Origin of the sequence: Aeromicrobium erythreum, from assembly GCF_001509405.1 — a bacterium.
GTDB lineage: Bacteria > Actinomycetota > Actinomycetes > Propionibacteriales > Nocardioidaceae > Aeromicrobium > Aeromicrobium erythreum.
In genome coordinates this window covers 2,247,563-2,269,264 of record NZ_CP011502.1, presented here as the reverse complement: position 1 = coordinate 2,269,264, position 21,702 = coordinate 2,247,563, and the positions used below count along the sequence as shown (strand labels likewise).

21 protein-coding genes are annotated in these 21,702 nt (G+C 73.6%); 16 read left to right on the top strand and 5 right to left on the bottom strand.

Annotated elements, in window-relative coordinates:
• Entirely contained in the window at positions 1-1,035 is a 1,035-nt protein-coding gene (locus tag Aeryth_RS10660; RefSeq protein ID WP_067858333.1) for an ROK family glucokinase, read from the top strand.
• Here the strand turns inward: Aeryth_RS10660 and Aeryth_RS10655 are convergent.
• Together Aeryth_RS10655 and Aeryth_RS10650 are read right to left on the bottom strand one after the other, a co-directional pair.
• Entirely contained in the window at positions 941-1,384 is a 444-nt protein-coding gene (locus Aeryth_RS10655) for a hypothetical protein (protein ID WP_067858330.1), read from the bottom strand. The two genes, Aeryth_RS10660 and Aeryth_RS10655, sit on opposite strands and share 95 nt — an antisense overlap.
• Positions 1,377-2,162 (bottom strand): alpha/beta hydrolase, encoded by a 786-nt coding sequence (locus Aeryth_RS10650; protein WP_067858328.1) that lies wholly within the window; start codon positions 2,160-2,162, stop codon positions 1,377-1,379. Before Aeryth_RS10650 ends, Aeryth_RS10655 begins: the two co-directional genes overlap by 8 nt.
• Positions 2,163-2,242: 80 nt before the next feature.
• Between Aeryth_RS10650 and Aeryth_RS10645 the strand changes: the two genes are divergently transcribed.
• The 3 genes from Aeryth_RS10645 (at position 2,243) to Aeryth_RS10635 (ending at position 5,043) form a co-directional block, all read left to right on the top strand.
• The gene (locus tag Aeryth_RS10645) at positions 2,243-2,995 is read left to right on the top strand and encodes a lysophospholipid acyltransferase family protein (RefSeq protein ID WP_067858325.1); all 753 of its coding nucleotides are present in this window, start codon (positions 2,243-2,245) and stop codon (positions 2,993-2,995) included.
• Positions 2,996-3,116: 121 nt separating this feature from the next.
• Positions 3,117-3,632, top strand: coding sequence for a DUF427 domain-containing protein (locus tag Aeryth_RS10640; protein WP_067858322.1), 516 nt, complete (start codon positions 3,117-3,119; stop codon positions 3,630-3,632).
• A gap of 73 nt (positions 3,633-3,705) precedes the next feature.
• A complete protein-coding gene (locus Aeryth_RS10635; protein WP_335338735.1) occupies positions 3,706-5,043 on the top strand; it encodes a class II 3-deoxy-7-phosphoheptulonate synthase in 1,338 nt (445 codons plus the stop codon).
• A 57-nt stretch (positions 5,044-5,100) separates the two neighbouring features.
• On the opposite strand, the gene pknB is transcribed toward Aeryth_RS10635, so the two are convergent.
• Both pknB and Aeryth_RS10625 read right to left on the bottom strand, forming a co-directional pair.
• Positions 5,101-7,140, bottom strand: a complete 2,040-nt coding sequence (gene pknB / locus Aeryth_RS10630) for a Stk1 family PASTA domain-containing Ser/Thr kinase (RefSeq protein ID WP_067858316.1) — start codon at positions 7,138-7,140, stop codon at positions 5,101-5,103.
• A gap of 130 nt (positions 7,141-7,270) precedes the next feature.
• On the bottom strand, positions 7,271-8,278 hold the full coding sequence (locus Aeryth_RS10625; RefSeq protein WP_236749719.1) for a polyprenyl synthetase family protein: 1,008 nt from the start codon (positions 8,276-8,278) through the stop codon (positions 7,271-7,273).
• A gap of 59 nt (positions 8,279-8,337) precedes the next feature.
• On the opposite strand from Aeryth_RS10625, the gene metF reads away from it, so the two are divergent.
• Complete coding sequence (gene metF, locus Aeryth_RS10620) at positions 8,338-9,246, top strand: methylenetetrahydrofolate reductase [NAD(P)H] (RefSeq protein ID WP_236749718.1); 909 nt, start codon at positions 8,338-8,340, stop codon at positions 9,244-9,246.
• A 13-nt stretch (positions 9,247-9,259) separates the two neighbouring features.
• On the opposite strand, the gene Aeryth_RS10615 is transcribed toward metF, so the two are convergent.
• The gene (locus Aeryth_RS10615; protein WP_067858302.1) at positions 9,260-10,540 is read right to left on the bottom strand and encodes a phytoene desaturase family protein; all 1,281 of its coding nucleotides are present in this window, start codon (positions 10,538-10,540) and stop codon (positions 9,260-9,262) included.
• Between the two features lie 74 nt (positions 10,541-10,614).
• On the opposite strand from Aeryth_RS10615, the gene Aeryth_RS10610 reads away from it, so the two are divergent.
• The 11 genes from Aeryth_RS10610 (at position 10,615) to murD (ending at position 21,699) form a co-directional block, all read left to right on the top strand.
• A complete protein-coding gene (locus Aeryth_RS10610) occupies positions 10,615-11,346 on the top strand; it encodes a methyltransferase domain-containing protein (RefSeq protein WP_067858299.1) in 732 nt (243 codons plus the stop codon).
• Between the two features lie 22 nt (positions 11,347-11,368).
• Complete coding sequence (locus Aeryth_RS10605) at positions 11,369-11,761, top strand: DUF3040 domain-containing protein (RefSeq protein ID WP_067858296.1); 393 nt, start codon at positions 11,369-11,371, stop codon at positions 11,759-11,761.
• Positions 11,762-12,128: 367 nt separating this feature from the next.
• On the top strand, positions 12,129-12,578 hold the full coding sequence (mraZ, locus tag Aeryth_RS10600) for a division/cell wall cluster transcriptional repressor MraZ (RefSeq protein ID WP_241270777.1): 450 nt from the start codon (positions 12,129-12,131) through the stop codon (positions 12,576-12,578).
• Positions 12,579-12,731: 153 nt separating this feature from the next.
• A complete protein-coding gene (locus Aeryth_RS18470) occupies positions 12,732-12,863 on the top strand; it encodes a hypothetical protein (protein WP_256475569.1) in 132 nt (43 codons plus the stop codon).
• Positions 12,864-12,877: 14 nt separating this feature from the next.
• Complete coding sequence (gene rsmH / locus Aeryth_RS10595; protein ID WP_067861615.1) at positions 12,878-13,840, top strand: 16S rRNA (cytosine(1402)-N(4))-methyltransferase RsmH; 963 nt, start codon at positions 12,878-12,880, stop codon at positions 13,838-13,840.
• Positions 13,837-14,262, top strand: coding sequence for a cell division protein FtsL (gene ftsL / locus Aeryth_RS10590; RefSeq protein ID WP_067858293.1), 426 nt, complete (start codon positions 13,837-13,839; stop codon positions 14,260-14,262). Before rsmH ends, ftsL begins: the two co-directional genes overlap by 4 nt.
• On the top strand, positions 14,259-16,022 hold the full coding sequence (locus tag Aeryth_RS10585) for a peptidoglycan D,D-transpeptidase FtsI family protein (protein ID WP_067858290.1): 1,764 nt from the start codon (positions 14,259-14,261) through the stop codon (positions 16,020-16,022). The genes ftsL and Aeryth_RS10585 overlap by 4 nt, the downstream gene beginning before the upstream one ends.
• Before the next feature lie 231 nt (positions 16,023-16,253).
• Complete coding sequence (locus tag Aeryth_RS10580) at positions 16,254-17,738, top strand: UDP-N-acetylmuramoyl-L-alanyl-D-glutamate--2,6-diaminopimelate ligase (RefSeq protein ID WP_067861612.1); 1,485 nt, start codon at positions 16,254-16,256, stop codon at positions 17,736-17,738.
• Positions 17,735-19,090, top strand: a complete 1,356-nt coding sequence (locus Aeryth_RS10575; RefSeq protein WP_067858287.1) for a UDP-N-acetylmuramoyl-tripeptide--D-alanyl-D-alanine ligase — start codon at positions 17,735-17,737, stop codon at positions 19,088-19,090. Before Aeryth_RS10580 ends, Aeryth_RS10575 begins: the two co-directional genes overlap by 4 nt.
• Before the next feature lie 81 nt (positions 19,091-19,171).
• Positions 19,172-20,236, top strand: a complete 1,065-nt coding sequence (gene mraY / locus Aeryth_RS10570) for a phospho-N-acetylmuramoyl-pentapeptide-transferase (RefSeq protein ID WP_067858284.1) — start codon at positions 19,172-19,174, stop codon at positions 20,234-20,236.
• Positions 20,233-21,699, top strand: coding sequence for a UDP-N-acetylmuramoyl-L-alanine--D-glutamate ligase (gene murD / locus Aeryth_RS10565; RefSeq protein ID WP_067858281.1), 1,467 nt, complete (start codon positions 20,233-20,235; stop codon positions 21,697-21,699). The genes mraY and murD overlap by 4 nt, the downstream gene beginning before the upstream one ends.
• Positions 21,700-21,702: the final 3 nt, after the last annotated feature.

Here is a 21,702-nt window from a genome sequence, read left to right as displayed (position 1 = left end):
GTGGCGGACAGGCTCGCCGTCGGCATCGACATCGGCGGTACCAAGATCGCGGCCGGCGTGGTCGACGAGGACGGCCGGGTCATCGCCCGCACGCGGCGCGAGACGCCGACGACGGAGCCCGAGGCCGTGCTCGACGCGATCGTCGAAATCACCGCCGAGTTCCGCGCCGAGCTGCCGGTCAAGGCCGTCGGCATCGGCGCCGCCGGCTTCGTCGACGCGTCGCAGTCGACCGTGCTCTTCGCGCCCCACCTCGCGTGGCGGCACGAGCCGCTGCGCGACCGGGTGGCGCGTCGCACGATGCTGCCCGTCATGGTCGACAACGACGCCAACACCAGCGGGTGGGCGGAGTGGCGCTTCGGCGCGGCGCAGAACGAGCCCGACCTGGTCCTCATCACGCTGGGCACCGGCATCGGCGGGGCGCTCGTCATCGACGGCCTGCCCTACCGCGGACACTTCGGCATCGCCGGCGAGTTCGGCCACATGCAGGTCGTGCCGGGCGGCAACGCCTGCGAGTGCGGCAACCTGGGCTGCTGGGAGCAGTACGCGAGCGGCCGCGTGCTCGGGCGACGCGCTGCGGCCGCCGTGGCGGAGGGCTCGCCCATCGGCCGACGTCTGGCCGAGGCGGCCGGCGGACCCGAGCGGGTCGAGGGTGCGCACGTGACGCCCCTGGCGGAGTCCGGCGACGAGGAGGCGATCGCCTGGATCGCCGAGGTCGGCGACTGGCTCGGCGTCGGGATGGCGAACCTCGCCGCCGCGCTCGACCCCGGCCTCTTCGTGGTCGGCGGCGGCGTGAGCGACGCCCGCGAGATGCTCCTCGGCCCCGCGCGGGAGGCCTACTCGCGGACCCTGACGGGGCGCGGCTACCGCTCGGAGGCGCGGATCGTCCGCGCGCACCTCGGGCCCGAGGCGGGTCTCATCGGCGCGGCCGACATGGCCCGTCTCACAGCGCGGCGCCGTCGTCCGGCCAATCCTGCTGCCCGGGTCCGTGTTCGGGCAGCTGCGCGATCAGGTAGATCGCCGAAGCGACGAAGGTGAGCGCCGCGCCCAGCAGCACGGGGCGCGACAACCAGCTGCCGCCGACCGTCGCGAGCACGAGCAGGAGGGGCGAGCCCACCAGGCCCGCCCAGGCGGTCGCGCGACCCCGGTGCAGCGGCCGTGCCGGCCCCGGCCGGACGTGGCGGTAGAACTGCTCGTCGACCGGGTCGGGCTGGTCGTCGAGCTCGACCGGCTCGGGCTCGGGCTCCGGCTCTGCGGGCTGCGCGACCCCGAGGGGGAACGGCAGGTCGAGGTCGAGCCGCTCGACGATCGCGTCGAAGGCGTCGCGGTCGCTGCTGCGTCGCGCCTCGCCGTCGTCGTCGGGCGTGCGGTCGTCGCGGTCAGCCACGGTCGACCCCGTCCGTGATCCCACCCGTGATCTCCGCGACGAACGCGGCGGACCGCTCCCGGATCAGCGGGGCGTCGTGGTCGACGGTCGCGACGTGGTAGCTGTCGGTCAGCTCGACCACGGTCAGGAGGTCGGGTCGCACGCCCTCGCGCACGAGCGCCAGGGTGCTGTCGTCGACGACGTGGTCCTCGACGGAGCGGAAGAACAGCACGGGGGACTGCACGCGGTCGAGGCCGTCGCGGACGTCGTCCCACAGCTGCATCATCGAGTGCAGCGCGCGCAGCGGTGTGCGGTCGTAGGCGCCCTCGCTGACCCCGGGCTTCTTGATGTCGCCGCCGATCGCGGCCATGGACGGCAGCATGTGCTTGAGCACGGGCACCGCCTTGAGCCGCGGGTCGCGCGACGCGACCGCCGGGTTCACGAGCACCACGCCCGCGACGTCGGCGGGCCGCTGCTCGGCCAGGCGCAGCGCGAGGCAGCCGCCCATCGACAGCCCGGCCACGACGACGGCGTCGCACCGCTCCCGCAGGACGTCGAGCTCGTGGTCGAGGGCGCCGTACCAGTCGCGCCAGGTGGTGCGGTTCATCTCCTGCCACGTGGTGCCGTGCCCGGGCAACCGCGGCACCCGGACGGTGTACCCGCGCTCGGCGAGGTCGCGGCCCCAGTCGACCATCGACGCGGGGGACCCGGTGAAGCCGTGGCTGAGCAGGACACCGACGCGGCCGGCGTCGTGGGCGAAGGGCTCGGCTCCGGGCACGACGGTGGGGGACGGGCTCATGGAACCATCCTCTCCCACGGTGTCGCCGCCGCACACCCCCCGGATCGCGGTAGTGTCCGGGTGACGCTGAGGAGGCGACGTTGTTCTACTGGTTCCTGAAGTTCCTGGCCCTGGGTCCGCTGCTGAAGCTGATCTTCAGGCCGTGGGCCGAGGGCACCGAGAACGTGCCCAAGGAGGGCGCGGTCATCCTCGCGAGCAACCACCTGTCCTACAGCGACTGGTTGTTCATGCCGCTGGTGATCCCGCGGCGCGTGACGTTCGTGGCGAAGGCCGAGTACTTCGAGACCCCCGGCATCAAGGGCTGGTTCCAGAAGAAGTTCTTCTCCGGCGCCGGCCAGGTGCCGATCGACCGGTCGAGCGGGTCCGCCGCCGCCGGCGCGATCGCCACGCAGCTGCGCCTGCTGTCGGAGGGCGAGGTCTGCGGGATCTACCCCGAGGGCACCCGCTCCCACGACGGCAAGCTCTACCGCGGACGCACGGGCGTGGCGCGCATCGCGCTCGAGTCCGGCGTGCCGGTGATCCCGCTCGCGGTCATCAACACCGACGTCGTGGCTCCTCCCGGCAAGGTCTTCGGGCGGATGGCCCGGCCCGGTGTCCGCTTCGGCGAGCCGCTCGACTTCAGCCGCTACGAGGGGCTGGAGGGCGACCGGTTCATCCTGCGGGCCGTCACCGACGAGATCATGTACGAGATCATGCGGCTCTCCGGCCAGGAGTACGTCGACCTGTACGCGCAGGACGCCAAGAAGCGCGACCGCGAGGCCGAGCGCGAGGCGGCGCGGACGGCCGAGCGCGCGGAGTCCGACGAGGTCTGGGACCAGATCAAGCCCGAGTGACGCCGCGTCGTCGCGCCCACCTGCCCGGTCCGGCACTCGTCGTGCGCGGCGGAGGTAGGGCGACGACGATGGGAGCAGGGCCCACAGGCGTCGGGCCCGCGACCAGCGGAGGACGGCGGGCATGAGCGCGTACGAGGGTCACGACCACGACCAGCACGGGACCCGGCGGCCCGACGTGGAGGACGTCTGGTCCTACCCGCGCCCGCCCGCCGTGGTCCCCAGCTCCGAGACGGTCGTCGTCGAGCTCGGCGGCCTCGAGGTCGTGCGGACCACGTCGGCCTTGCGCGTCCTGGAGACGAGCCACCCGCCGACCTACTACCTGCCGATCGCCGACGTCCGTGACGGCGTGCTGCGGCCCGTCGCCCGTCGGACGTGGTGCGAGTACAAGGGGGAGGCGGCCTACTTCGACCTCGTGGCGGGCGACCGCGTGGTGCCCGCGGGCGCGTGGACCTATCCCACGCCGACCCGGGGCTACGAGGTGCTCCTGGACCACGTGGCGCTGTACCCTGCGCAGATGGACCGCTGCACCGTCGACGGCGAGGTCGTGCAGGCCCAGGACGGCGACTTCTACGGCGGCTGGATCACCTCGCGCGTCGGCGGACCGTTCAAGGGTGCGCCCGGCACGCTGCACTGGTGAGCCGGGCGTCCTGCGCCGGGCGTCCCTAGGACGGACGGGTTTCGAGCCGGCGGGGGAGCCGCACTAGACTCTCCTGGTGAGCATTCCGAGCCTCGACGACCTCCACGCGATGGGGGCTGCCCAGCAGCCCACCTACGCCGACCCCGCTGCCCGCGAGCGCGCGCTCGAGCAGCTGCGCCGGATGCCGCCCCTGGTCTTTGCCGGCGAGTGCGACGACCTCCGCGACCGCATGGCCGCCGTGGCCCGCGGCGAGGCGTTCCTGCTGCAGGGCGGCGACTGCGCCGAGACCTTCGAGGGCGTCACCGCCGAGAACGTGCGCAACAAGCTGCGGGTGCTGCTGTCGATGGCCGTCGTCCTGACGTACGCCGCCAGCGTGCCCGTGGTCAAGGTCGGCCGGCTCGCGGGGCAGTACGCCAAGCCGCGATCCCGCGACACCGAGACCCGCGACGGCGTGACGCTGCCGGCCTACCGCGGCGACGCCGTCAATGGCTTCGACTTCACGCCCGAGTCGCGCGTGCACGACCCGCAGCGTCTCGTCGACGTGTACCACGCGTCCAGCGCCACGCTGAACCTCGCGCGCGCCTTCACCACGGGCGGCTATGCCGACCTGCGCCAGATGCACGAGTGGAACAAGGACTTCGTCAAGAACAGCCCGGTCGGCGTCAGCTACGAGCAGGTGGGCGGCGAGATCGACCGCGCCCTCGCGTTCATGGACGCCATCGGCGTCGAGCCCGACGCGTTCCGCTCCGTCGACTTCTACTCCTCCCACGAGGCGCTCATCCTCGAGTACGAGCACGCCCTCACCCGGGTCGACTCCCGCACCCAGCGCTCGTACGACGTCTCCAGCCACTTCGTCTGGATCGGCGAGCGCACGCGCCAGCTCGACGGCGCCCACGTGGAGCTGCTGAGCCACATCGCCAACCCGATCGGCGTCAAGCTCGGCCCGACCACGTCGGCCGACGACGCGATCGCGCTGTACGAGAAGCTCAACCCCGAGCGCGAGTCGGGCCGGATCACGTTCATCACCCGCTTCGGCGCCGACAAGATCCGCGACCTCCTGCCGCCCCTCGTGGAGAAGGTGACGGCCGCCGGCCTCGAGGTCGCGTGGGTGTGCGACCCCATGCACGGCAACACCTTCGAGGCCTCCACGGGCTACAAGACCCGCGAGTTCGACGACGTCATCGACGAGACCCGCGGCTTCTTCGAGGTGCACCGCGCGCTCGGCACGTGGCCCGGCGGCATCCACGTGGAGCTGACCGGCGACGACGTCACCGAGTGCGTCGGCGGCGGTCGACGCGTCTCCGCCGAGGACCTCGCCACGCGCTACGAGACGCTGTGCGACCCGCGGCTCAACCGCGAGCAGTCGCTCGAGCTGGCCTTCCTCGTGGCCGACATGCTGCACCAGCGCTGATCCTGCGGCACCCGCCGACACCGGCGCCCCCGGACGAGGTCCGGGGGCGCCGGTCGTTCAGACGTAGATGACGACGGTCGAGCCGACCTTGGCCTTGCCCGAGCCCGGGTCCTGGAAGACGACGCGGTCGGAGCCGGGGATGCGGTTGCGCACGTCGACCTCGAAGCCGGCCTCCTCGAGCGCCTTCACGGCCTCGTCGCGCGGGCGACCGAGCACGTCGGGCACGTCGACGGACTCCGGGCCCTTCGACACCTCGATCGTGACGGTGTCGCCGCGGAACAGCGTGCCGTCCCTCGGTGTCTGGCTGATGACCCGGTCCTTCGGGACGTCGTCGGAGAAGGACTCGCGCACGGTGACGGCGAACGACGCCTCCTCCAGCGCCGCGCGCGCCTCCTGGCGGGTGCGGCCGGTCTGGTCGGGCACCTGGATCGGCTCGCGGCCCCGGCTCACGACGAGGTCGACCACGGTGCCGCGCCGGACCTGCTGGCCGACCTTGACGCCGGAGACGGCGACGACCTGCCCCTGGGGCACGGTCTCGTCGTAGCGCTCGGTGACGTCACCGGCCTGCAGGTTGCGCCTCTCGAGCGCCGCGCGGGCGTCGTCGAGGGTCCGGCCCGACAGGTCGGGCACGGCGTAGCGCTCCTTGCCCTTGGAGACGACCGCCGTGATCTTCTGGCCCGGCAGCAGCCGGTCGCCGACGGCAGGGTCGGTGGAGATGACGGTGCCGAGGGGCGCGGTCTCGGAGAACGCGCGACGGGTGACGTCGAGCTCGAACCCCGCGTCCTTGGCCTCCTCGGCCGCCTGCGCCTCGGCCTGGCCGACCAGCTGCGGGACCGCCTCGTAGCGGCCGAAGCCCAGCCAGTAGCCGGCACCGGCTGCGACGAGCGCCGCGAGGAGCGTGGCCACCAGCAGCAGCCGGCCGCGTCGTCGTGCACGGTCGTCGCGGGTGCGGGTGGGCGGCTCCTGCGGCGGGGGAGCCGCTGCGGCGGCGGGGGTGCGCGACCACGTGTCGCTGCTCCAGCGCATGGTCGGCTCCGCGCGGGCGACGACCTCGCCGGTCTCGCGGTCGACGAGGACGGTCTCGCCGCCGTCGTCGTCCAGGGCCGAGGCCGCGGACGGTGACATCGGGCCCGAGAGGGCGCCGTCGGGGTACTCGTGCTCGAGCACGACCGGGCGGGTCGGCTCGTCGTCGGGGGCCGTCGTGCGCGGCAGGAGGTCGGCGGTGAGGTCGGGGTCGTCGGCCAGCCCCTCCACGAGGGCCCGCTCGACCAGCCGGACCTGCCGCAGCAGCACGCCGGCGTCCTGCGAGCGCTGCGTGCGGTCGCGGACCGTGGCCCTGGCGACGAGCGCGTCGACGTAGGGCGGCAGCTCAGGACGCAGCAGCGACGGCGGCGCGACGTCCTCGTGGACGTGCTTGTAGGCCACCTGGATGGGTGACTCGCCCGTGTGCGGCTTGACGCCCGTGAGCATCTCGTAGAGCAGCGCCCCGCACGCGTACACGTCGGAGCGGGCGTCGGCGCCCTCGTTCACGACGATCTCGGGCGCGAGGTAGGAGACGGTGCCGATGAGCGTGCCGCCCGTGGCGGTGGTGGCGGCGCTGACCGCGCGGGCCAGCCCGAAGTCGGCGACCTTGACCTCGCCGTCGGGGGTGATGAGCACGTTCTCGGGCTTCACGTCACGGTGGACCAGGTGCGCGCGGTGCGCCGCGGACAGCGCCGTGAGGACGTCGGCCAGGAGACGCAGCGCCCGCAGCGGACGCATGGGCGCCTCCTCGCGCATGACGTCGCGCAGGGTGCGCCCCGGTACGTACTCCATGACGAGGTAGGTGATGTCGCCGTCGCGGCCCTGGTCGAAGACGGCCACGACGCCGCGGTGGTTGAGCTTGGCGGCGGCGCGCGCCTCGCGCTCGAAGCGCTGCGAGAACTCCTCGTCGTCGCCGAGCCCGGCGTGCATGACCTTGACGGCGACCGGACGGTCGAGCCGTTCGTCGTGCCCGAGGAAGACGCTGGCCATGCCGCCCCGCGCGATCCGCTCCGCCACCCGGTACCGGCCGTCGAGGACACGTCCGACGAGCGCATCATCACGCGTGACCGTCACGCCGGACCTCCTCACGTCGGCTCCACAGGCCGGCTGACCCTGGGACGAGTGTAGAGAACAGCCTCGCGCGGACGGTGCTGCGCGGCCGTGTCCTCGTCGGGAGTTGCCCGCGCAGCCCGCTCCGCGGTGCTCAGGAGGAGCGTCGGGTCGCGCTGAGCGCCAGCGGTGCCAGGACGTCGCGCGCTGCCGGACCGAGCGCGTCGATCGCCTCGTCGACCTCGTCCTCGAGCCGGGCGATGTCGCGCTCGACGGCCGCGAGCGCGCCGGTGCGGGTCATGAGGTCGGTGAGCGGGGCGACGCCCTCGCGCGTGCCCAGCAGCCGGGTGAGCAGCTCACGGTCGTCGTCGGAGCCCAGCTCGAGGGCACGGGCCACCAGCACCGTGCGCTTGCCCTCGCGCAGGTCGTCGCCCGCCGGCTTGCCCGTCGCGGCCGGGTCGCCGAAGACGCCCAGCACGTCGTCGCGCAGCTGGAACGCCTGGCCGAGCGGCACGGCGACGGCGCTCAGCCCCGCCACCAGCGCGTCGTCGGCTCCTGCCAGCGCCGCGCCGATGTGCAGCGGTCGCTCCACCGTGTAGGAGGCGGCCTTGAACCGCACGATCGTCATGGCCTCCTCGACGGTGACGGTGGCGCGGGTCTGCGCCAGCACGTCGAGGTACTGGCCCGCGACGACCTCCGAGCGGCAGAGGTCGAGGTAGCGCAGCGCCTCGGGCACCCGAGGCAGGCCGGAGGAGCGCAGCTGCTCGTCGGCCCACGAGAGCATGAGGTCGCCCAGCAGCACCGCGGTGGCCTGGCCGAAGCGTGCGGCGTCGCCCACGGACCCCTCGACCGCGCGGTGCCGTGCCTCGAAGTCGCGGTGCACGCTCGGGTGCCCACGCCGGGTGTCGGAGCCGTCCATCAGGTCGTCGTGGACGAGGGCGCTGCCCTGCAGCCACTCGAGCGACGCCGCGGCGGTGACGAGGGCGGGATCGTCGGGGTCGCCGCCGGCCACGAGCCACCCGGCGCGGCAGAACAGCGGCCGCAGCCGCTTGCCGCCGGCGACGAAGGCCACGGCGCTGTCGAGGAACGGGGCGAGGTCGGTGCCGACGTCGGCGAGCTCGGCGCGGCGTCGAGCCGCGAAGCGCTCGAGCTCGTCGGCCACGGCGTCTCGGAACTCGACAAGATCGGCGGCTACCACGTCGCGGACGATACCGTTGGCCCGTGACCGACGCCCCCGCGCCCGTGCCCTCCCACTCGATCGTGGAGGACCTCCGCGACCAGCGTCCCTGCGTCTCCTTCGAGTTCTTCCCGCCCAAGGACGACGCGGGGGAGGAGGTCCTGTGGCGCACCATCGCCGACCTCGAGCCGCTGCGTCCGTCGTTCGTCTCCGTGACCTACGGCGCCGGCGGGACGAGCCAGGACCGCACGGTCCGGGTGACGTCGCGCATCGCGGAGGAGTCGCGGATCCGCGCCGTCGGGCACCTGACCCTCGTCGGGCAGAGCCGCTCGGAGATCGAGGCGGTCCTCAAGCAGTACGCGGCGTCCGGCATCCGCCACGTCCTGGCCCTGCGCGGCGACCCCAAGGGCGGACCCCGGGCGCCGTGGGAGACCCACCCGGAGGGCATGGACCACGCGGTCGAGCTCGTCGAGCTGGCCCGTGACCTGGGCGACTTCACGGTCGGCGTCGCGGCGTTCCCCGAGGGCCACCCCGACGCCGGCGGACTCGAGCCCGACGCCGACGTGCTCGTCGCGAAGCACCGGGCGGGCGCGGAGTTCGCGATCACCCAGCTGTTCTTCCGCGCGCAGGACTACGTCGATCTCGTCGAGCGGGTCCGGTCCCGCGGGAGCGACCTGCCGATCGTCCCCGGCATCATGCCGATCCTGAACTTCTCGCAGGTCGCCCGCATGGCCGAGCTGTCCGGGGCAGAGATCCCGCGTGAGGTCCTCGACGTCGTCGAGCCGGTGCAGGACGATCCTGCGGCGGTGCGTGCGCGTGGCATCGAGCTGGCCACCCAGCTGTGTCGCGACCTGCTCGCCCAGGGCGCGCCCGGCCTGCACTTCATCACGCTGAACCGCTCCAAGGCCACGCGCGAGATCTTCGAGACGCTACGGGGCGAGGGCCTGGTCTGACCCGCACTCCCGCTCAGGCGGGGGTGGCCGGACGACGCGGCACGGCGCCGAGCCGTTCGGCGATCGCCTCGGTGGCGAGACCGATCGCCTCCAGCGAGGGTCCCGGGTGCGCGTGCGCGCCGGCCATCACGACGCCGGGGGGCAGCGTCGGGCCCGGGCGCTGCAGCACCGTGCGCCAGCCTCGCCACTGCCAGCCCCAGTGACCCAGGCGCACGAGGTCGGCGGGGGCAAGGTCGTGGCGCTCCACCACCCGGTCGCGCAGGTCGATCCCGACGCGCACGAGCGCGACCAGCGGGTCCTCGGCCTTGTGGTGCGCGATCGTCCAGCAGCCGGGAGAGCCCTCCCAGAGGTGCAGCGGCGGGTCGGCGTGCACCGCGACGTCGCGGGCGAGCTCGGGCGTCGGGGCGTCCGGCGACACGCGGACGAGTGCCCGATGGGCCGGGATGCGCGGCAGCAGCGCCGGCTCGGGGAGCCCGTCGGGCCAGGTCGGCGCGCACCACGCCACGACGTCGGCCGCCACCACCCCGTCGTCGGTGCGGACGCCGGTGACGCCGGACGTGTCGCGCTCGACGCCCCACGCAGAGCACCCGAGGCGCACGTCGACGCGACGTTCCTCGAGCCGCCGGGCGAGGGCGTCGGCGAGCGCCGGCATGCCGCCCTCGACCTCCCATCGCCCGAAGTTCCGCTCGACCTGGTGGCGTACCGCCGTGGCAGCGGGCACGGCGCGCGGGTCGTCGCCGGCGAGCACGACGTCGTCGAGCACCATGCGACGCACCCGGTCGTCGTCGAAGGTCCGCGCGACCTCGCGGCTCAGGGGACGGCGCGCGTGGAGGGCGCGACGGGTCGCCCGGTCGAGCGAGTCGGCGCTGGGCACCTGGTTGAGCAGCCGTCGTCGGACGAGGTCCCAGGGCTCGGTCATCGGGTCGAGCCACGGGCTCCAGGGATCCTCGCCGAAGGTCCCGAGGAAGGCGTCGACCTGTCCCGAGCGCCGGCCCATCGGCAGGTCCATCACGGTCCGGTCGGCGAACACGTGCCGACGCCCGGGAAGCGTGTGCAGCGTGAGGGCGGCGTCGAGCGGGCGCCCCGACTTGCGGAAGAGGTCGCGCAGGACGCCGGGCAGCGTGAACGTGTCGAGGTCGAGCTGCCACAGCCCGTCGCCCGCCTGGTGCCCGCGCAGACGTCCGCCGAGCCGGTCGCCTGCCTCGAGCAGCACCACCTCGTGCCGCAGCTTCGCGAGCCGTGCCGCGAGGGACGTGCCGGCGAATCCTCCGCCCACCACCACGACGCGCGCCATGGGCCGACCCTAGCGAGCGGCGGCGAGGGCCGGGAGCGTCCGGTCCCGCGGCCACGCTGTGACACAGTGACGCCATGCGTCCCGTGCGTCAGGAGATCATGTGGCAGGCCGTGCTCGACGCGGTCGCGGCCCTCGAGCGCAGCGGTCCGCTCGACGTCCTCGACGTCGGCGGCGGCACGGGCGGCGACGCGGTGCGACTGGCGGCGCTCGGGCACCGGGTCACGGTCGTCGACCCGAGTCCCGACGCGCTGGCGTCGCTGGACCGTCGCGCCGCCGAGGCGGGCGTGCACGACCAGGTCGTGGGCGTGCTGGGCGACACCGGCGACCTGGGGGAGGAGGTCACCCTGGCAGGCACGGACCTCGCGCTGCTCCACGGCGTGCTCGAGCACGTCGACGACCCCGCCGAGGCGCTGCGCACGGTCGCGGCGACGTTGCGCCCCGACGGCGTGCTGAGCGTGGTCGTCGCGGGGCGGCCGGCCGCGGTGCTCGCGCGGACCCTCGCCGGCGACTTCGCCGCCGCGTCCGCCCTCGCGCAGGCCCGCGTCGAGGGCTGGGACCTGCGCGCGCACGGTCCGCGGCGCTACGTGCCCGAGGAGCTGCACGAGCAGCTCGCGGCGGCCGGCTTCACGGTGCTGGCGCACGCGGGTCTGCGCACCTTCGCCGACCTCGTGCCGAGCGCCGTCGTGGACACGGAACCGGGAGCACGCGAACGCTTGTACGCTCTGGAGCGTCTGGTCCGGACGTCCAGCGAGTTCTCAGGGATCTCGGCTGGTCTGCACACCATCGCCCGCCTAGACTTGATCTAGACCCACCACCAGGAGGCCTCCGGTGCCACTCTCCGACGAAGAAGCCCGCCTGCTCCAGCAGCTCGAGCAGTCTCTCGCGGCCGAGGATCCCGACTTCGCGTCGACCCTCCGGGGCTCCAAGCAGGCCGCGCGCAACCGCAAGGTCGCCGTGCTGTCCGGTCTGGGTCTCGTCGTCGGCCTCGGCATCCTGTTCGCCGGTGCGGTCTCCGCGCTGACCTGGCTCGGTGTGCTCGGCTTCGTCGTCATGCTCGCCGGCGGCTACTTCTTCGTCACCGCGTGGCGCCACGGCCTGACGGCCGCGCCCGACGCCGGCCCGACGCGCTCCTCCGGTCCCAAGGGCCCGAAGCAGTCCGGCTCGTTCGTCGACCGCATGGAGGAGCGCTGGCAGCGTCGCCAGGACGGCGACGACCGCTGACCCTCCTGCGGACCTCCTGAGGTCCGCCCCCCACCTCCCCACACCGGGTTCCGCACCAGCGGGACCCGGTGTCGTCATGTCCGGCCCCTGCACGCGTCGGCGGCCCCCACTCAGCGGGGGAGCGGACGGGAGCGGACGCGCATCCGCTCCACTTCGCCCCACCTCGGCGCCCGCCGGGTCGCTGCGCGCTGCAACGACGGGCCAGCACGCCGCTCACGGCGCGCTGCGGCGCGTCGCGAAACTGCCGGAATTTCCGCTGTGTCGCGTTGACGGTGGGGAAAGGTGGGGTAGGGTGGTGCGAAATGGAGCACACGGGGATCCCTGCACGACGGTGGAGGGCCCGACGCGGGAGACGAGGTGAGGGGAGGTGGGCATCGATGCGGACAACTTCTTCGGCACCTACACGCCCCGCCTCGACGACAAGTCGCGCCTGTTCCTGCCCGCCAAGTTCCGCCCGCGGCTCGAGGGCGGCATCGTGCTGACCCGCGGGCAGGAGAACTGCATCTACGGATGGACGACCGAGGCCTTCGGCGCGTTCACCGACCGCATCCGCGAGACGCCGTTCACCAACCGCGAGGCCCGCAACTTCGTGCGCATGCTCTACTCGGGCGCCTCCTCGGAGGTCCCCGACAAGCAGGGCCGCATCTCCATCCCGCCGGTGCTGCGCACCTGGGCCGGGCTCGAGCGCGACGTCGCCGTCGTTGGCGCGATGGACCGCATCGAGATCTGGGACGCCCGCCGCTGGGACGAGTACTCCGCCGGCCAGGAGGAGCAGTTCTCCGACATGTCCGACGAGGTGATGCCCGGCATCTTCTGAGCCCGCGAGGTCCGACCTCCGCCTGTCCGGTCCTGGCATCACTTCCCCGGTGCCAGAGCCGTACGGACGGGGATCAGGCCGCACGGTCACCCCCGCACCACCGTCCACCCCCCAGCCCGCTCCCACGGAGCCCCGAGCACCCGAGGAGGTGCGATGCACCAGCCCCGACGCGTCCGGCATGAGCTCGCCGACGCCGCCGTCCTGATGGCGTTCTCCGCCGGCGTCTCCGTCGCCCTCGCGCTGCTCATCGGGCTCGCCGTCACCCTCGTGGCCGGTGCCGCGTGACGCAGGACGACGGGGTGGGCACCCCGGACGCCCGGCACGTGCCGGTCCTGCTCGACCGGTGCCTCGAGCTGCTCGAACCTGCCCTGACCGCGCCCGGCGAGCGCCGCCGCGTCGTCGTCGACGCGACCCTCGGCCTCGGCGGGCACACCGAGGCGATGCTCCAGCGCTTCCCCGACGTGCACGTCGTCGGCGTCGACCGCGACACCGAGGCCCTGGCCCGTGCCCAGGCGCGCCTGGAGCCCTTCGGCGACCGCGTCACCTACGCCCACGCCGTCTACGACGAGCTGCCCGACGTCCTCGCCGACGCCGGGCTGCGGCGCGTCGACGGGGTGCTCTTCGACCTCGGGGTCTCCTCGATGCAGCTCGACCTCGCCGACCGCGGTTTCGCCTACGCACAGGACGCACCGCTCGACATGCGCATGACCCCCGGCGTCGGGCCCACGGCCGCCGACGTGCTCAACACCTACCCGGCCGACCGGCTCGCGCGCGTCCTGCGCGTGCACGGCGAGGAGAAGTTCGCCCGCCGGATCGCCGACGCCGTCGTCGCCGCCCGCGAGACCGAGCCCTTCACCCGCAGCGCCCGCCTGGTCGAGCTCGTCCGCGACAGCATCCCCGCCGCCGCCCGCCGCACCGGGGGACACCCGGCCAAGCGGACCTTCCAGGCGCTGCGCATCGAGGTCAACGACGAGCTCGCCGTGTACGCCCGCGCGCTGCCCGCCGCACTCGACGCCCTCGCCGTCGGCGGCCGCGTCGTCGTCCTCTCCTACCACTCGCTCGAGGACCGCATCACCAAGCGGACCCTCGCCGACGTGACCACCCTCGACGTGCCCCACGGGCTGCCCGTCGTCCCCGCCGGCCTCGAGCCGCGCTTCAGACTCCTCACCCGCGGCGCCGAGCAGGCGAGCGAGGCCGAGGCCGCCGACAACCCCCGCGCCCGGTCCGTCCGGCTGCGCGCCGTCGAGAGGGTCGCCGCATGAGCACCATGCACGCCGCGCGTCCGCGCCAGAGGACGGCCCGTCAGGCCCGTCCGACCACCCTCCCGCTGCGGCTCGTCGCCCCCGTGCGCAGCCGCGCCGGCCGGGCTCCCTTCGTGGTCGTCGTGCTCACCGTGCTCGGCATCGGCCTCGTCGGACTGATCCTCCTCAGCACCGTCCTGCAGGCCCAGGCCTTCGAGATCGCCCGGCTGCAGTCGAAGGCCGACGCCCTGACGGTGCAGGAGCAGGACCTGCGCCGCGAGGTCGAGCGGCTCCAGGCGCCCGCCGACCTCGCGCAGCGCGCCGTCCAGCTCGGCATGGTGCCCAACACCAACCCCGTCTTCCTCCGCTCGAGCGACGGCAAGGTCGTCGGCGACCCCGTGCCCGCCGAGCCCCGCAGCAACGTCGAGAGGGTCGATCGATGAAGCGTCAGCGTCTCTCCCGCACCCGGCTGCGGGTCAGCCTCCTGCTCGTCGTCAGCCTGTTCATGCTCTTCGGCGTCCGGCTCTTCTGGATCCAGGGCCTCGACGCCCAGGCCTACGCGGCCATGGCGCGCAACGCCAGCACCCAGCCTGTCACCGTGCCTGCGCCACGCGGCGACATCCTCGACCGCAACGGCGAGGTCATCGCGACCAGCGTCGACTCGCTCACCCTCACCGCCGACCCGACGCTGACGACGAAGAAGGCCCCGCAGATCGCGCGGATCCTCGTCTCGAGCCTCGGCGAGGACCGCGTCGACTACTTCGACCTCATCGAGAAGCTGCGCACCCCCGACACCCGGTTCGTCGTCCTCGAGAAGAACCTCCCCGCCGCCAAGGGCCAGAAGGCGCTCCAGGCGCTCCGCAAGGCCGGCGCGGCGGGCGTCTTCAGCCAGAAGACCACCATGCGCACCTACCCCGGCGGGCGGCTCGCCGCCAACCTCGTCGGCTACATGAGCCAGACCAAGGACTCCGACACGCCCGTCGGCGTGCAGGGCATCGAGCGCCAGTACGACGCGCTCCTCACCGGCAAGGACGGCTCCGCCACCTACGAGGTGTCACCGACCGGGCAGCGGATCCCCATGGCCGACAGCACCGTCGTGCCGATGAAGCCCGGCCAGGACGTCCAGACCACCATCGACCGCGACCTGCAGTGGTACGCCGACCAGCGCCTCGCCGACGCCGTGCGCTCCGCGGGGGCCGACTGGGGCCTGGCCATCACCATGGACGTGCGCACCGGCCAGGTCGTCCAGCTCTCGCAGGCGCCCACCTTCGACCCCGGCTCGAAGGCCACCATGCAGGACTCCAACACCGTCTCGCGGTTCGTGCAGACGGTCTACGAGCCCGGCTCCGTGCTCAAGACCATCACCATGGCAGCGCTCGCCGACCAGGGCAAGATCACGCCGGACACGCAGATCAGCGTCCCCGGCAAGATGGTCATCGACAAGTTCCCCATCGGCGACTACTGGCAGCACGGCACGCTCAACCTCACCGCCGCCGGCGTCATCGCCAAGTCCTCGAACCTCGGCACCATCGTCGCCGCGCAGCAGATGAGCAACCAGACGATGCACGACTACCTGCGCAAGTTCGGCTTCGGCGTCGGCTCCGGCGTCCAGCTGCCCGGCGAGTCGCGAGGCATCCTCGCCCCCGCCGCCAGCTGGACCAAGGCCAACCACGCCACCATCTCCTTCGGCCAGGGCATCTCCGTCACGGCGTTGCAGGTCGTGCGCGCCGTCGGCGCCATCGCCAACGGCGGCGTCATGGTCGACCCGTCGGTCGTCAGCGGGTTCGTCGACGCCGACGGCCACCGCACCGACGCCAAGGAGGTGCCCTCCCGACGGGTCGTCTCCAAGAAGGCCGCCGCCGAGGTCACCCGCATGATGGAGGCCGTCACCGCCGACGACGGCACCGCGCCCGCCGCGCAGATCCCCGGCTACCGCGTCGCCGGCAAGACCGGCACCGCCTGGCGGGTCAACCCCGTCACCGGACGCTACGTCCGCGGCCAGAACACCGTCTCCTTCATCGGCTTCGCCCCCGCCGACGAGCCCCGCTTCATCACCTACGTCGTGCTCGACAAGCCCTTCGCCAACGCCGGAGGCGGCTCGACCGCCGCCCCCGTCTTCCACGACATCATGTCGATGGCCCTCGAGCGCTTCGGCGTCGCGCCCACCGGGTCGCGCTCGCCGAAGGTGGCGCAGGAATGGTAGCCGGGCGCGCTCGTGCCTCGCGCTGCAGCACGGCTCGCTCGCTGGCGCTCGCTCACCGCGGACCGGCTCGGCTTCGCTCGCTGGCGCTCGCTCGCCGCTGAAGCGAGTTCGCGGTTCGGTTGGCGTGGCTTGCACACGGTGGGGCTGGAACGGGTTCCGGGGCGGGGTGAGGGGATGGCGCGGAGTCGCTACGTTGGACCGGTGACCGACAGCGAGGACCTCCCGACGACCATGCGGACCCGGCCACGCGAGGTGGCGCGGCGGACGCTCGCCGACGTCGCCCAGCACCTCGACGCACCGCAGGCGGCGGGGGAGGACCCCGTCGTCACCGGCATCAGCCTCAGCACCCGCAACCTCCAGCCCGGCGACCTCTACGCCGCCCTGCCCGGCAGCCGGGTCCACGGCGCCGACTTCGCCGACGCCGCGAAGGCCGCCGGCGCCGTCGCCGCGCTCACCGACGCCGACGGCGCCGCGCGCACGGCAGGCCTGCCCACCGTCGTCGTCGACCGTCCCCGCAGCCGGCTCGCCGAGCTCAGCGCCTGGTTCCACGACCACCCCACGCGGGCGTTCACGACCTTCGGCATCACGGGCACCCAGGGCAAGACCACCACCACCTACCTCGCCGAGTCCGCCGTCGGCAGCGCCCGCAGCGCCGTCGTCGGCACCATCGGCACCCGCGTCAAGGGCGTCCCTGCCGCGTCGGCGCTCACCACCCCGGAGGCGCCGGACCTGCAGGCGCTGTTCGCCGTCATGCGGGAGGAGCAGGTCGAGGTCTGCGCCATGGAGGTCTCGAGCCACGCCCTCGTGCAGGGCCGCGTCGAGGGTTTCGCCTTCGACGTCGCCGCCTTCCTGAACCTCGGGCGCGACCACCTCGACTTCCACCGCGACCTCGACGACTACTTCGCGGCCAAGGCCAGCCTCTTCACGCCCGAGCACGCCGAGCGAGCCGTCGTCAACATCGACGACGAGCACGGCCGACGCCTCGTCGACCTCACGCCGCTGCCCGTCACCACCTTCTCCACCGACGGACGCGTCGCCGACTGGCGAGCCGCCAACGTCCGTCCCCACCGCCTCGGCACCGACCTGGAGGTGCTCGGACCCGACGGGCTCGAGCTCGACCTGCACGTGCCGCTGCCCGGCGTGTTCAACGTCGCCAACGCGCTCGCCGTCATCGCCTCCCTCGCCACGGTCGGCCACGACCCGGCCGACCTCGCCGCCGGCATCGCGACCAGCCCCGGCGTCCCCGGCCGGATGGAGCGCGTCGAAGCCGGACAGGAGTGGACGGCCGTCGTCGACTACGCGCACAAGCCCGACGCCGTCGAGGCCGTCCTCACCGCGCTGCGTCCGGTCACCCCCGGCCGCCTCGTCGTCGTCATCGGCGCCGGCGGCGACCGCGACCTCGGCAAGCGCCCCCTCATGGGCGAGGTCGCCGCGCGGTACGCCGACCTCGTCGTCGTCACCGACGACAACCCGCGCACCGAGGACCCCGCCGCCATCCGACGGGCCGTCCTGGCCGGTGCCGAGGGCGGGGCCGCCGAGGTCGTCGAGGTCGCCGGTCGCCGTGACGCGATCGCCCACGCCGTGGCCGTCGCCCGACGCGGCGACACGGTCGTGGTGGCCGGCAAGGGCCACGAGCAGGGCCAGGAGATCGGCGACGTCGTCCACCCGTTCGACGACCGCGAGGTGCTGCGCCGCCTCGTCGAGGAGCTCGCATGATCCCGCTCAGCCTCGCCGCGATCGCCCAGGCCGTCGGCGGCGTGGTGCACGGCGACGGCGACGTCGTCGTCACCGCACCCGCCACCCTCGACTCGCGCGCCGTGACGCCCGGCGGGCTCTTCGTCGCCCTGGCGGGGGAGCGGGTCGACGGGCACGACTTCGTCGGCGCCGCCCTGCAGGGCGGAGCGGTCGCCGTGCTCGCCTCGCGCCCCGTCGAGGCGCCGACCGTCGTCGTCGACGACGTCACCGACGCCCTCGGCCGGCTGGCCCGGCACGTCCTCGACCTGCTCGACGTCCAGGTCGTCGCGCTCACCGGCTCCCAGGGCAAGACCAGCGTCAAGGACCTCCTGGCCCACCTCCTCGGCCGGGTCGGGCCCACCGTCGCCACGGCCGGCAACTACAACAACGAGCTCGGCGTCCCGCTGACCGTCCTGCGGGCCGACCTCGCCACCCGCTACCTGGTGGTCGAGATGGGGGCTCGGGGGATCGGGCACGTCGCACGCCTGTGCCGGGTCGCGCCGCCGCACGTCTCGACCGTGCTCAACGTCGGCAGCGCCCACGTGGGCGAGTTCGGGTCGGTCGACAACATCGCGATCGGCAAGGGCGAGATCGTCGAGGGCCTGCGACCGGGTGGCACCGCCGTGCTCAACGCCGACGACGTCCGCGTCGACGCCATGGAGCCGCGCGTTCCTGCGGGCTGCGAGGTCGTCCGGTTCGGCCGGGCCGCCCAGGGTCCCGACGACGTGCGCGTCGTCGACGTGACGCTCGACGCCCACGGCGAGCCCGACGTCGTGCTCGAGCACGGGTCCGAGCGCTGGACCACGCACGTGCCGCTCCTCGGCGTGCACCAGGCGTCCAACGCCGCCGCCGCGCTCGCCCTGCTCGCCGGCCTCGGGCTGCCCGTGGCAGGCACCTCGCTCGACGACTACGCACCTGCCACCGCGCAGCGCCTCGAGCGGCACGAGCGCGCCGACGGCGTCGTCGTGCTCGACGACTCCTACAACGCCAACCCCGAGTCGGTGCGGGCAGCGCTGGAGGCCCTCTCCGGGCTCGGCGCGCAGCGCCGCGTGGCCGTGCTGGGGGAGATGCTCGAGCTCGGCGCCGACGCCCACGCCCGGCACGTCGAGGTCGGGCGGGCCGCGGCCGAGCTCGGGACGTCGCTCGTCGTCGCGGTCGGCGACGGCGCGCGCGGCATCGCGGAGGGTGCCGGCGACGTCGGCCTCGCCGTGCCCGACGTCGACGTGGCCCTCGACACGCTCCGGGCGTGGCTCTCCCCGGGCGACGCGGTCCTCGTGAAAGCATCGAGAGGTGCCCGCCTCGAGCGGGTCACGACGCGCCTGCTCGAGCCCTGACCGGCATACTCGACCCGGACCACCCCGACCCGGACCAGCCTCGCGCCCCGCCCCGAACCCCCCGAGAGGACCACCGCCCGCATGCTCGCCGTCCTGATCGCCTCAGCCGTCGCCCTCGTGGGCACCCTGCTGGGCACGCGCGTGGCCATCAACGTGCTGGTCAAGAAGGGCTACGGGCAGCTGATCCGCGACGACGGCCCCACCTCGCACCACGTCAAGCGCGGCACGCCGACCATGGGCGGCACGGTCATCATCCTCGCGTCGCTGCTCGCCTACGCGATCGCCAAGCTGGTCACCGGCTACCCGCCCAGCGCCTCGGCCCTGCTGCTGCTGTTCCTCTTCGCGGGGCTCGGGCTCATCGGCTTCCTCGACGACTACATCAAGATCTCCAAGCAGCGCAGCCTCGGGTTGCGCAGCAAGGCCAAGATGATCGGCCAGGTGCTCGTCGGCCTCGTCTTCGCGGTGCTCGCCATCGGCTGGGAGGACGAGAACGGGCGCACACCGATCTCGCACGCGATCTCCTTCGTGCGCGACATCCCCGGCACCCAGCTGCCCACCGTGCTGCTGGTCGTCTGGGTCCTGCTCATGATCGCCGGGGCCAGCAACGGCGTGAACCTCGCCGACGGCCTCGACGGCCTGGCCACCGGCGCCTCCGTCATGGTCTTCGGCGCGTTCGTCGTCATCAACGTCTGGCAGTACAACCAGAGCTGCGCGACCGAGCAGGTCAGCCGCTGCTACGAGGTGAGGGACCCGCTCGACCTGGCGGTGGTGGCCGCGGCGATCACCGGGGCCTGCTTCGGCTTCCTCTGGTGGAATGCCTCGCCGGCGAAGATCTTCATGGGCGACACGGGGTCGCTGTCGCTCGGCGGCGCCATGGCCGGGTTCGCGCTCATGACCCGCACCGAGCTGCTCCTCGTGATCATCGGCGGCCTGTTCGTCGCCATCACGTTCTCGGTGATCCTCCAGGTCGCGTACTTCAAGGCCACCGGCGGCAAGCGGATCTTCCGCATGGCACCGCTCCAGCACCACTTCGAGCTGCTCGGCTGGGCCGAGATCACCATCGTCGTCCGGTTCTGGATCATCAGCGGGCTGTGCGTCGCCGCCGGTCTCGGCGTCTTCTACTGGGAATGGCTCGCCTTCCGATGAGCACGGAGCACCCGCGTCGCGACGTCGAGACCCTCGGCGTCGGCGATGACTGGACCGGCGTGCGCGCCGTCGTCACCGGCTTCGGGGTCAGCGGCTTCGCCGCGGCCGACACCCTGCAGCACCTCGGGGCGAGCGTCACGGTCCTCGACGAGCGCGTCCCCGACGACGGCTCGGCCCGCGCCGAGCAGGCCACGCTGCTGGAGACGCTCGGCGTCACGTTGCGTCTCGAGCCCGGCGCCACGGCCACGCTCCCTGACGACGTCGACCTCGTCGTCACGTCGCCGGGCTGGCGTCCGGAGTCGCCGGCACTGCGCGCTGCCGCCGAGCGTGGCGTGCCCGTGTGGGGGGAGGTCGAGCTGGCGTGGCGCCTGCGCGGTCCCGACGCGCCGCCGTGGCTGTGCGTCACCGGCACCAACGGCAAGACGACCACCGTGCAGATGCTCGACGCGATCCTGCGCGCCGCCGGACTGCGCAGCGCCGCGGTCGGCAACGTCGGACGCCCCGTCCTCGAGGCGGTCATGGACCCCGAGCCGCTCGACGTCCTCGCCGTCGAGCTCTCCAGCTTCCAGCTGCACTGGAGCTCCTCGCTCGCTGCAGAGGCGTCGGCCGTGCTGAACATCGCCGACGACCACCTCGACTGGCACGGCACGCTCGACGCCTACGCCCACGCCAAGGGCCGGGTGTACGAGAACGTCGAGCGGGCGTGCGTCTACAACGTCGAGGACCCCCGCACCGAGCAGCTCGTGCGCGACGCCGACGTCCAGGAAGGCGCCCGCGCCATCGGGTTCACCCTGGGCGTCCCTGCGCCCGGGATGCTCGGCGTCGTCGACGGCCTGCTCGCCGACCGTGCCTTCGCCCCGGACCGCCAGAACAGTGCCGCCGAGCTCGGCTCGGTCGCCGACCTGCCCGACGACGCGCCGCACACCGTGGCCAACGCCCTCGCCGCCGCGGCGCTCGCCCGCGCGCACGGGGTCGAGCCGAGGGCCGTGCGCGACGGGCTGCGCGGCTTCCGCCGGGGACCGCACCGCGCCGACCTCGTCGCCGAGGTCGACGGCGTCCGCTACGTCGACGACTCCAAGGCCACCAACCCCCACGCCGCCCTCGCCTCGCTGCGCGGCGTCGAGTCGGCCGTGTGGATCGCCGGGGGGCTCGCCAAGGGCGCCCGCTTCGAGGAGCTCGTCGAGGCCGCCCGGGAGCGACTGCGCGGCGTGGTGCTCATCGGCACCGACCGCGCCGTGGTCGCGGAGGCGCTGGCCCGACACGCGCCGGATGTGCCCGTCACGGAGGTCGTCGGCGGGGAGGATGGCCTCATGGACGACGTCGTCGCGGCAGCAGCCGCCCTCGCGCGCACGGGTGACACGGTGCTGCTGGCGCCCGGCTGCGCGTCCATGGACCAGTTCCGTGACTACGCCGCACGGGGCGACGCCTTCGCCGCGTCGGTGCGCCGGCTCCCCACCGCGTGAGCG